Origin of the sequence: Winogradskyella wandonensis, assembly GCF_004346845.1 — a bacterium.
In the GTDB taxonomy this organism is placed as follows: domain Bacteria; phylum Bacteroidota; class Bacteroidia; order Flavobacteriales; family Flavobacteriaceae; genus Winogradskyella; species Winogradskyella wandonensis.
The window spans coordinates 406,965-419,060 of record NZ_SMGI01000002.1 but is presented as its reverse complement, the minus strand read 5'-3'; the positions used below and the strand labels follow the sequence as shown (position 1 = coordinate 419,060).

At 36.1% G+C, this 12,096-nt stretch carries 4 protein-coding genes; all 4 read left to right on the top strand.

Translation table 11 applies throughout. The features are described 5' to 3' along the window. The first annotated feature begins 8 nt into the window (after positions 1-8). Positions 9-1,748, top strand: a complete 1,740-nt coding sequence (locus tag DFQ05_RS06690) for an alpha-amylase family protein (RefSeq protein WP_132704626.1) — start codon at positions 9-11, stop codon at positions 1,746-1,748. A gap of 74 nt (positions 1,749-1,822) precedes the next feature. Further along, positions 1,823-4,111 carry an NADP-dependent malic enzyme gene (locus DFQ05_RS06685; protein ID WP_132704625.1) on the top strand — a complete coding sequence of 763 codons (2,289 nt, stop codon included), beginning with the start codon at positions 1,823-1,825 and terminating at the stop codon, positions 4,109-4,111. 76 nt (positions 4,112-4,187) lie between these two features. Beyond that, complete coding sequence (gene ruvA / locus DFQ05_RS06680; protein WP_132704624.1) at positions 4,188-4,769, top strand: Holliday junction branch migration protein RuvA; 582 nt, start codon at positions 4,188-4,190, stop codon at positions 4,767-4,769. Between the two features lie 5 nt (positions 4,770-4,774). Next, positions 4,775-12,064 (top strand): T9SS outer membrane translocon Sov/SprA, encoded by a 7,290-nt coding sequence (gene sov, locus DFQ05_RS06675; RefSeq protein ID WP_241974227.1) that lies wholly within the window; start codon positions 4,775-4,777, stop codon positions 12,062-12,064. The last annotated feature ends 32 nt before the right edge of the window (positions 12,065-12,096 follow it).

Below are 12,096 nucleotides of genomic sequence, written 5' to 3'. Positions count from 1 at the left end.
TATACCTCATGAACAAAAATGAGAACACAGCTTTACTTAGCGGTGTAATGCTAAATGCATATCCAGATAGTATTGGTAAAAATTTGAGCGATACAATACGTATGCTAAAAATGCCTGAGTTTAAAGATGCATTTTCATTGTTTTACATATTACCTACCTTTTTTAACAGTGATTTAGATAGAGGATTTTCAATAATAGACTACAACATCAACAAGGATTTAGTATCAAAGGAAGACTTAGAGATATTAGACCGTTTAAATATTATGCTAAAGTTTGATATTGTTTTAAATCACCTTTCTGTAGCTTCACCTCAATTTAAAGACTTGCTTAAACACGGTGAAAACTCAAAATACAAAGACTTTTTTATCAATTGGAATAGCTTTTGGGAAGGTCACGGAACAATAAATGAGGAAGGTGTAATTATACCCAAAGAAGAATTTCTCAGTAAACTTTTTATGAGAAAATCAGGATTACCTATTCTAAAAGTTCCATTCTCAAATGGAAAAATGCAACCTTATTGGAACACCTTTTATCAGAAAATTACATACAATAAAATTTCAGTCGAAGATTTACAGCATATAAAAGAATTAAAACAAACTGATATTTCTACTATCGTAACCAAAGTGAACGACGCCATAGAAAATAATGAAGCTATTCATACTTTAGATTTTAAAATTGAGAAGACCATTAAGGATAAGGTAATTGGAGCAGTAAATCAAAAATGCACATTCTTAGGTCAAATGGACGTTAATGCAAAATCAGGATTAGTCTGGGAATTTTATGAAGAGACTTTGGCAAAATTAAAGCGTTTTGGATGTAAAATATTACGATTAGATGCCTTTGCTTACTTGCATAAAGAAGTTGGACAAACCAATTTTTTTAATACACCAGGAACTTGGGATTACCTTGAAAAGATTAATCAAATAGCAGTAAAAAACAATCTAATTTTATTACCTGAAATTCATGCAGAATACGGTCTTAATCTTCATGATGAAGTCGCGAGCAAAGGTTATACCATTTACGATTTCTTTCTGCCGGGACTTATGATTCATACCTTAGAAAAAAAGACAAATAATGCCTTGTATAAGTGGATAACTGACATTCAGCAAAAAGGATATAAAACTGTTAATATGTTGGGTTGTCATGATGGTATACCAGTTTTAGATTTAAAAGGAAAACAGATAAACGGCACTTACAATAATGGCTTGTTACCAGATAAGGATATAGAACATATTATGGAAACTATTATAGCTCGTGGTGGCCGAGTCAAGAATCTTTATGATGCTGATGGAAACAAAATCTCCTACTATCAAGTCAATGCTACATTTTATAGTGCGCTTGGTGAGGACGATGCAAAAATGTTACTCGCGAGAGCTATCCAAATGTTTATGCCCGGAATACCTCAAGTTTGGTATTTAGATTTGTTTGTAGGTACAAACGATTATGAGGCAGTCGAAAAAGCAGGCGAAGGCGGTCATAAAGAAATTAATAGAACAACACTCTCTTTAAAAGAAATAGAAGAACGACTTAAGCTAGATGTTGTAAAGAAACAATTAGAGATTATTAGATTAAGAAATACATCAAAAGCATTTTTAGGTAATTTTAAAATTGAGGCCACAACTAATGACCTAATACATTTGTCGTGGAGAAACAATAGTCATTCTGTTAAGTTAGAAGCCAATCTTAACGACTACAAATTCAAAATTTACAGTTCAGACAGTGATAGTACTGATGCCCTTCAATTTTAAGTGTATTTAATTCAAATGAATTTTTTGACAGGTTTTCATTGCCTATCTTTGTAGCTTAATTTATTTTAAATTATATGAGCAAGCAAAGTAAAAGAAGAGAAGCCTTAGTTTATCACGCAAAGCCTACCCCAGGAAAAATTAAAGTCGTTCCTACAAAAAAATATGCCTCTCAACGAGATTTGTCATTAGCCTATTCTCCCGGAGTTGCTGAGCCTTGTCTAGAAATTGACAAGGACAAAGACAATGTTTACAAATACACCACAAAAGGAAATTTAGTCGCAGTAATTTCTAACGGAACAGCAGTTCTTGGTTTAGGGAATATTGGTCCAGAAGCCTCTAAACCTGTAATGGAAGGTAAAGGTCTGCTCTTCAAAATCTTTGCAGATATCGATGTTTTTGATATTGAAGTTGATACAGAAAATGTCGATGAGTTTATCGAAACTGTAAAAAATATTGCACCAACTTTTGGAGGAATTAATCTAGAAGACATCAAAGCTCCTGAAGCCTTTGAAATCGAACGTCGTTTAAAAGAGGAGTTAGATATTCCTGTAATGCACGATGACCAGCATGGTACTGCAATCATTTCTGCAGCGGCATTACTTAATGCATTAGAGCTCGCCGAAAAAACTATAGAAGATGTAAAGATTGTGGTTAGTGGTGCAGGAGCAGCTGCAATTTCATGTACTCGATTGTATCAAGCATTTGGAGCTAGGCGCGAAAATATTGTAATGCTCGATAGTAAAGGTGTTATTAGAACAGATAGAGATAATCTAACGAGCCAAAAGGCAGAATTTGCCACCGACCGAAAAATTAACACGCTTGATGAAGCAATGGTGGATGCAGATGTGTTTGTGGGCTTATCAATGGCAGATATTGTAACTCCAGATATGCTAAAAACAATGGCACCTAATCCTATTGTTTTTGCAATGGCCAACCCAGACCCTGAAATCGCTTACCAACTAGCCTTAGACACAAGAGATGACATTATTATGGCCACAGGCCGAAGTGATCATCCGAACCAGGTAAATAATGTACTTGGATTTCCATTTATATTCAGAGGTGCATTAGATGTAAGAGCTACTAAAATTAATGAAGCCATGAAAATGGCAGCTGTTAAAGCCTTGTCTAATTTGGCAAAAGAACCCGTGCCTGAGCAAGTAAATATCGCTTACGGCGAAACGCGTTTAACGTTCGGTAGAGATTACATAATACCAAAACCATTTGACCCAAGATTAATAGCCGAAGTTCCGCCAGCAGTTGCAAAAGCTGCTATGGAAAGTGGTGTTGCTAAAGAACCAATTGAAGATTGGGAGAAGTATCAAAACAGTTTATTAGAACGATTAGGGTCGGATAATAAATTGGTACGTTTATTATTAAATCGTGCCAAGACAAATCCAAAGCGTGTTGTATTTGCCGAGGCAGACCAGCTCGATGTGTTAAAAGCGGCACAGATTGTTTACGAAGAAGGCGTAGCCATACCAATACTTTTAGGCCGAAAAGAGACAATTTTAGAGTTAATGAAAGAAATCGAATTCGAAGATGCAGATGTCTTAATCATTGACCCAAAATCTGATGAAGAGTCAAGCAGAAAAGATAAGTATGCAGACGCCTATTGGAAGCAACATCAACGCAACGGTGTTACCAAGTACTCAGCTGGGAAAATTATGCGAGAACGAAATTATTTTGCTGCGATGATGGTTAATGAAGGTGATGCAGATGCTTTAATCTCAGGATATTCTCGTAGTTATCCGAGTGTTGTAAAACCAATGTTAGAGCTTATAGGTATGGGTAAAGGCGTAACGCGTATCGCGACAACAAATGTAATGATGACGCAACGAGGACCTATGTTTTTAAGTGATACAGCAATTAATATAGACCCATCCGCAAAAGACTTAGCAAAAATTGCCCAAATGACAGCAAGAGCTGCAAAAATGTTTGGTATAGAACCAGTAATGGCAATGATATCCTATTCAAATTTTGGATCTTCAAATAACGAAAGGACTAAGAAAGTAAGGGACGCAGTTAATTTATTACATCGTACCAATCCAGATTTGGTCGTAGACGGCGAGCTTCAAACAGATTTCGCTTTAAATTCTGAAATGCTTCAGGATATATTTCCGTTTTCAAAATTAGCTGGTCGAAAAGTAAACACACTTATTTTTCCTAATTTAGAATCGGCCAACATTACTTATAAATTATTGAAAGAACTCAACAAAGCAGAGTCTATAGGACCAATTATGATGGGCCTTAGAAAACCTGCTCATATTCTTCAGTTAGATGCTAGTGTAGACGAAATAGTAAATATGACAGCCATTGCCGTAATAGATGCTCAAGAGCGCGAAAAACGCAGGCAAAAAAAGTAAGACTATTCTCTTTTTTTCTCGTTTTTAAGTCCCAATAATTTTATTACATTTGAGGCATTAACTTTTTTTTAACTACATGATTACACACTTAGAGGGAAAGCTAGTTGAAAAGAATCCAACAGATGTAGTTATAGATTGTAATGGGGTAGGCTATTTTGTTAATATCTCGTTGCATACGTTTGGTCAGATTCCTGATAAAGAGCATATTCGATTGTACACACATCTTCAAGTAAAAGAAGATGCACATACGCTGTATGGGTTCTCTTCAAAAACCGAGCGCGAAATTTTTAAGCTATTGCTTTCTGTAAGCGGTGTAGGTGCTAGTACGGCGCGTACCATGTTATCCTCTTTAAATCCAGAGCAAGTTAAAGAAGCTATTGCTTCTGCTGATGTGGCAGTAATTCAATCTATAAAAGGAATTGGCGCTAAAACGGCCCAACGTGTTATTTTAGATTTAAAAGATAAAGTGTTAAAGGTATATGGTATAGACGAAGTTTCCATCACTCAAAACAATACGAACAAAAGTGAAGCGTTATCTGCTTTAGAGGTTTTAGGATTTAATAAAAAACAATCTGAAAAAGTTATAGAAAAACTAATGTCTCAGCAACCAGATGCTAATGTAGAAACATTAATAAAAGACGCCTTAAAAAACTTATAATCCTTTTGAATACAACCACCGCTATCAACTCATTTTCTGTAATCAAGTTAAGATATTGCTTAGTACTTCTAAGCTTTTTGTGTTTTGGTGTTAGCTGGGCTCAAACGAATCCAACACAACAGGATTCTACCAAAACAACGTTTACCTTCGGAGATATTAAGCTTCCTAAATTGGGTAGTATCGAATCTAAATACACATACGACCCAGTTTTAGATAGATATATTTATAACGAGAAGTTCGGAAAGTTTAATGTCAACTATCCACTGATTTTAACTCGGGAACAGTTTCAAAAATTAGTGCAACGCGAGCGACTTAATGCCTATTATAAAGAGAAAATAGATGCAACTTCTGGTTTGAAAGAAGGAAGTGAAGAAGGCCAGAAAAACCTACTTCCAGATTTTTATGTGAATAATGACTTTTTCGAGACCATCTTTGGAGGAAACACGATATCGGTTGTTCCGCAAGGTTCTGTAGATATAGATTTAGGTATCTTATTTTCACAACAAGACAACCCTACTTTTACACCAAGAAACCGTAGTAATTTTACCTTTGACTTTGACCAACGTATTAGCATGAGCTTAACAGGTACCGTTGGAACGCGCCTTCAGGTTAACGCGCAATACGATACAGAACGAACTTTTGACTTTCAGAATTTAGTAAAGTTAGAATACACACCAACAGAAGACGATATCATCCAAAAAATAGAGGTCGGTAATGTAAATATGCCTCTAAATAGCTCATTAATAAGTGGAGCACAAAGCCTTTTTGGAGTTAAAACACAACTGCAGTTTGGTAAAACTACCGTGACCGCAGTGTTCTCGGAGCAACAGTCTGAGTCGCGTTCTGTAACAGCTCAAGGTGGTGGAACCTTAGAAGAGTTTGAATTCTTTGCACGGGATTACGACGAAAACCGTCACTTTTTCCTAGCCCAATACTTCGAAGAGGATTACGACAGAGCCATGCTAACCTATCCGTACATTAATAATAATATTCAAATTACAAGAATTGAAGTATGGGTAACTAATAGAAATAACCAAACGCAAAACGTACGAAATATAGTAGCGTTGCAAGATTTGGGAGAGTCAGACGATATAGGTTTGGATAATCCTCCAGCAGGATTTGTTAATGTGCCAACAGGAAGTTTACCAGATAACGGAAATAATGATTTTGATCCAACCAATATCGGTGGTGCAGGTTCTTTATTAACAGAAAACGTAAGAGATATAACTAATGTAGAGAGCGGAATTAATGTTCCTGTCAATGAAGGGTTCGATTATGGCATTTTAGAAAGCGCAAGACAACTTCAACAAGGACAAGATTACCAGCTTAATACACAATTGGGCTATATTTCTTTAAACCAACGCTTATTAAATGACGAGGTTTTGGCCGTTGCGTTTCAATACACGGTTGGAGGTCAGGTTTTTCAAGTTGGAGAGTTTGCCAACGATGGGGTAAATGCCACAGATGTTACCATTAACCAAGGGAATGGAAATCAAATTGTAAACAATCAAAGTTTAGTCCTAAAAATGCTGAAAAGTGCTGTAACTGCAGTTGAAGAGCCAATCTGGGATTTAATGATGAAGAACATTTACGATACCGGTGCGTTTCAATTATCTCAACAAGATTTTAGATTAAATATTTTTTATACTGAGGCATCGCCGCTTAATTATATTACGCCAGCAGAAGGTCAGAGTTCATTCGGAGTTGATATTAACGGAAATGTAATTGATTCTAATAATCCTCCACCTCCTGAGGACTTAATAGAAAATAACTCTTTAATTCAATTACTATATGTTGATAGATTGAACTTTAATGGTGATCCACAGGAAGGTGGTGATGGGTTCTTTGATTTTGTTCCTGGGCAAACCGTTTTAGTGCAAAACGGAAAAATTATTTTTACTAAAGTACAACCATTCGGAAGGTATTTATTCGATGTTTTAGATAACGATGGCAATTCTTTAAATAACGAAACTGACTATAATGACCCTAATTCGTACAACCCAAACCAAGCCAAGTATGTGTATGATTTACTATATAAATCAACAAAAACCCAAGCATTAAACGATGCAGAAAAGAATAAGTTCCAAATAAAAGGGCGTTACCAAAATAGTGGCAGCGGAGGCGGAATTCCTATTCCATTCAATGCAGCTAGAGGTTCGGTAAGAGTTACAGCAAACGGGCAACTTTTAGTAGAAGGAGTAGATTATGTAGTAAACTATGCTGCTGGTCGCGTAGAAATTCTAGACGAATCTTTAAAAGCGTCGAATACACCAATAAGCGTAGATGTTGAGAACAATGCACTTTTTGGACAGCAAACACGCAGATTTACTGGGATAAATGTAGAGCATCAATTCAATGAAAATTTCTTACTTGGTGGTACACTTCTTAACTTAAATGAACGCCCAATAACACAAAAGGCAAATTTCGATTCGGAACCTATTAACAATACAATTTTTGGTATTAACGGAAACTATGCTACAGAGGTGCCATTTTTTACGCGTTTAGTAAATAAGCTGCCAAATATAGATACAGATGTACCATCCAATTTCTCTGTAAGAGGTGAATTTGCGTATTTAGCACCAGGTGCTCCTAAAGGAACAGATTTTAATGGTGAGGCCACAGCGTATATAGATGATTTCGAAGGAACACAAGGTAACATAGATTTACTCTCACCATTTGCATGGAACTTATCTAGTAGACCAATAGACCTTAACGGAGATGGAGCGCCAGACCCAGAGGATGATATTGGTTTAGAGAATGGTTTTGGTCGTGCACTACTAAACTGGTATAGTATAGATCCTATATTTTACGGACCACAACGACCAAGTGAAATTACCGACGACGATGTCTCGGATTTATATACTAGGCGAGTCTTTATCAGAGAAATTTTTCCTGAAATAGATTTAGTACAAGGACAACAAGCCGTAATTAATACTCTAGATTTGGCGTATTACCCAACAGAGCGAGGTCCTTATAATTTTGATCCTAACGCTGCAAATGGTCAACCGTTAAATCCTAATAACAGCTGGGCTGGTATTACTAGACAAATTACCTCTACCGATTTTGAGCAGGCCAATGTGGAGTATATCGAGTTTTGGATTCAAGATCCGTACTTAGATAATCCTACAAACCCTGGAGGAAAACTAACTATTAATCTGGGTAACATATCTGAAGATGTACTTAAAGACGGTAAAAAGCAATTCGAAAATGGACTTCCAGAAGATGGCGATATTAGCTTTCTTCAAAATATAAGTGCGCAAACGCCCTATGCCGTTCCACAAACACAATCGTTAATTTACACGTTTGGGACTACGGGTCAAGAACGTATAAACCAAGATGTCGGTTACGATGGTTATGACGATGCAGAAGAAATCGATTTTGTAAATCAATTAGGCAATCAAGGCATTATACCTTCTGGTCTAGATTTTGGGCCTGACCCATCTTTAGATAACTACAGGTATTTTTTAAATACCGAAGGAAACATTTTCGAGCGTTACCGTCAGTACAATGGTTTCGAAGGCAATACACCAGACGAATTCTCTCAAACGAACAGAGGTAATACAACACAACCGGATGTAGAAGATATTAATCGTGATAATACCATGAACACGATTAATAGTTATTATGAGTATGAAATTGATATAACGCCATCAGCCTTAAACCCAAATAACACATTAATTAACGATGTTAAAGTTGCGCCTGTTACGCTACCTAATGGTACCACACGCGACGTAACGTGGTATCAATTTAGACTACCTATTTCAGAGCCAACTAGAGCCATAGGCGGTATTTCTGATATACGTTCTGTGCGTTTTGCTCGAATGTACCTTACGGATTTTACAGAGCAAACGGTTTTGCGTTTTGCAAGTTTAGATTTGGTACGTAGCGACTGGCGTCGTTTTACTCAACCGTTAAGTAATAATACCACAGCTACTAATGAGCCAGAATTTAATGTGGCTATTATTGGTATTCAAGAAAATGATGGAAACTATGTAATTCCGCCTGGCGTAAGACGCGAAGAGTTAAATAATAATAACAACGTTATTCGCCAAAATGAGCAATCTTTAGTCTTAGAGGCTTGCGATTTACAAGAAACCGATGGCCGAGGCGTTTTTAAGAATATTAGTTTAGATATGCGTCAGTACAAAAAATTACGTATGTTTTTACATGCCGAGTCTCAAGAAAACGAACCTTTACAAGATGGCGAGTTGGTAGCTTTTATAAGGCTTGGAAATGACTTTACCGAAAATTTCTATCAGGTTGAACTACCTTTAATAAATAGTGATTTAATTCAGTCTGGAAGTACATCCCTAGAGCGCCAAATTTGGCCAGAAGAAAATGAAATTAATATCCCATTAGAATTCTTTCAAGAGATAAAATCTAGAGGTATTTCTAACCAAACTTTAGCAAACGCAGATCCAACATATTACGATGTAATCAACGGTGAATTGGCAGAATTACCATCCTTAGAATTCCCTGTTGGTGGTATTCAAAATCAACGAGTCGCTATAAAAGGAAACCCTAACTTTGGAAACATCAGGGTATTAATGGTTGGTTTAAAACATTCTGGACTAAATCGTACACCTGTCTGTGGCGAGGTGTGGTTTAATGAGTTACGTATGTCGGACCTAGAGAACGAAGGTGGATGGGCGGCAGTAATGTCTATGGATACCAACTTTGCCGACTTTGCTAACGTTAGTGCTTCGGGTAAACGTAGTACTATTGGATTTGGTGGCATAGAACAAAACCCAAATGAACGTAGCAGAGAAGATGTTATTGGTTTTGATGTAACCACAAATCTTCAATTAGGACAATTATTACCAAAGAAATGGGGAATTAATCTTCCACTTAATTACATACATAGTGAAGAATTAATTACACCTCAGTTTGACGCGTTTTACAACGATTTAACTCTAGAATCTCGTGTAGCGGCTGCACAATCAGCAGAAGAAGCAGAGCAAATCGAACGACAATCCGAAACCTACACCAAAAGACGAAGCATTAACTTTATTGGTGTAAAGAAAAATAGAACAAGCGATAAGCCAAAGCGTTTTTACGATGTAGAGAACTTAACGTTTAATTATTCTAATAACAAAATAGAAAGTAGAGATTTTGAAATCGAGCGTGCACTTCAACAAAATGTAAGAGCTGGCGTAAATTACAATTATGCGTTTAATCCAAAGAAAATAGAACCATTTAAGAAAAATGATTCTTTGTTTACTGGCAAGTATTGGAAGATTCTCAAAGATTTTAATTTTAATTTGTTACCAACTAATTTCTCTGTAACTACAGATGTTAATAGAGATTTTAACAGTCAAAAATTTAGAGAGGTGGCACTCGCAGGAAATAACATTGGTATAGAAGAAGTATTTAGAAGAAATTATACGTTCGATTTTCAGTACGCTATAAACTATAATCTAACAGATGCGCTTAGTTTCAACTACACGGCAAACAATAATAATATTGTTAGAAATTACTTTATAGACGACCGTCTTAACGGGCGTCAAGACCCAGAATTAGATATTTGGGATGGGTTTTTCGATGTCGGTGACCCAAATATTCAAAATCAGCAATTATTAGTCAATTACGAATTGCCTCTAAACAAGATTCCTATTTTAAGCTTCTTAAAATCTACATATACCTACAATAGTAATTTTACATGGCAGAAAGGGTCGGATTTAAATCTTAATTTCGAAGCTACAGATCAAGATGGTAATGTTACAGGTGTTTTTAATCTAGGGAACACCATTCAGAACGCAAATACGCATACACTAAATACAACCCTAAATATGGAGTCGTTGTATAAAGAGTTGGGTGTAAAAAAAGCGTCTAACTCAAGACGAAATACGTCTAGAAGAACTTCAGGCGGAAATAGAAATACCTCAAATAATCCTGCACTACCTAAAAAGAAAACGGTTGGTAGAAAAATAGGCAACGCATTCTTGGATGTTGTAACTATGGTAAAACGTGTAAATATCAATTATGTAGAAAATAATGGTACATTTTTACCAGGTTACCTAAATACGCCAGGCTTCGTAGGAACGTTAAAACCTACTCTAGGATTTACTTTCGGAAGCCAGCGCGATATCCGCCAGCGTGTAGCACAAAACGGTTGGTTAACTATATTCCCAGAGTTTAACCAGCAGTACACAGAGAATACCGATAAAAGACTTGATTTTACGGCAAATCTTGAGCCAATGCGTGATCTTAAAATCGATTTAATTGGTAGCAGAAACTATCAAGAAAATACTGCGCAAAATTTTAGAGCTTTAGACAGTGACAATGATGGACTGAGTGATGCTTATGAAGAATTGATAAACAATTCTTTTGGTAATTTCAATATTTCAACATCGTTAATACGTACGGCTTTTAGTAAAAGTGATGCTAATCAGTCGGCCACATTTGATGATTTTAGAGCCAATAGATTAATAGTAGCAAATAGACTAGCAAGAGACTTTTACGGTAATACAACCTTCCCAACAGATGCAGATGGTTTCCCTATTGGGTTTAGTAAAAACAGTCAACAAGTATTATTACCTTCATTTTTGTCGGCATACCATGGGACTGATGCAGAAGATGTTAGTCTAGGCGCGTTTAGAGATATCCCAATCCCTAATTGGCAATTAAAATACACAGGACTGATGAAGCTGCCTTGGTTTAAAAAGAATTTCAAACGTTTTTCGTTGCAGCATGGTTATCGCTCAACGTATAGTATCAACCAGTTTAGAACTAATTTAGATTTTAATCCATCAAATCCTAATGAAGTAAATCAAGCAGGAGACTTTAAAAATGAAACACTTTTCAGTAGTATTAATTTAGAAGAATCGTTTAGCCCATTAATTCGTATTGAAGCTACGATGAAAAATTCACTTCAGGTTACAGCAGAAGTTAGGACTAGCCGCTTATTATTACTAAGCTTCGACAACAATCTAATGACTGAAGAGCAGAGTAAAGAATACACGCTTGGTTTAGGTTATAGAATAAAGAATGTAAAACTCTTCAAAAAATTAAGCGGAAACCGTGGCGGTAATGTAGCCAGCGATTTAAATCTTACCTTAGATGCTAATGTTAGAGACAATTTAACGATAATACGGTATCTAGATTTAGAGAACAATCAAATAACGGCAGGACAAACCATTTGGGGAGCAAAGTTTAATGCGCAGTACGATTTAAATAGAAACCTTACAGGAATCTTCTTTTTCGACTATTCGTTCTCGGATTTTGCAATCTCAACATCTTTCCCTCAAACCTCTATAAGATCGGGCTTTACTTTACGTTATAATTTTGGTAATTAATTTTGAAAATCGAATTTTAAAAAATTACATTT

Excerpts from the sequence above, each read along its gene's own strand:
- DFQ05_RS06690 (WP_132704626.1), top strand. The coding sequence starts at position 9 with ATGAACAAAAATGAGAACACAGCTTTACTTAGCGGTGTAATGCTAAAT.
- DFQ05_RS06685 (WP_132704625.1), top strand. The coding sequence starts at position 1,823 with ATGAGCAAGCAAAGTAAAAGAAGAGAAGCCTTAGTTTATCACGCAAAG.
- ruvA (WP_132704624.1), top strand. The coding sequence starts at position 4,188 with ATGATTACACACTTAGAGGGAAAGCTAGTTGAAAAGAATCCAACAGAT.